The sequence below is a fragment of the Oleiphilus sp. HI0123 genome (assembly GCF_001635315.1).
Window position 1 is genome coordinate 1 of the sequence record NZ_LWGE01000780.1, and the last position, 382, is coordinate 382.

The window sequence follows — 382 nt, forward strand, 5'->3', positions numbered from 1 at the left end:
AAAAGCTTAGGAAGGTTGAGAAACCCGCCAATACCTCGACAATACCGAGTTTAAATTATACAGAAGTAGAGCTTGAAGAGAATGAGCAAGCCAGAAGTTCCTATGATGTGCCCGTCAAAGCGATTTCTGAATATCAGAATTTGCTTAAGAAAAACTCACAGCAAGAAGCTGTTTATCATGCTTACCAAGTTATGAGCCAACCGGTCGTTAGTGTTCAGCTAAGCGATACATGGGGATACGTACTTGAGTTATTCGAACAGGTGCATTATCAGGTAGTTCCTGTTCTGGATAATAAAGGGCAGCTAGTTTCAGTAATCTCTCGCCAACAAATATACGCTAAGCTCTTGTCTCAATCGTCGGTTCAAATGGGGCGGGACACTTC

Annotated in this window: 1 protein-coding gene; it reads left to right on the plus strand. The window is 42.4% G+C overall.

The genetic code is table 11. The features are described from left to right. A partial coding sequence (locus A3761_RS06865) for a CBS domain-containing protein (protein ID WP_156491693.1) occupies positions 1 to 382 on the plus strand: 382 nt, incomplete at both ends.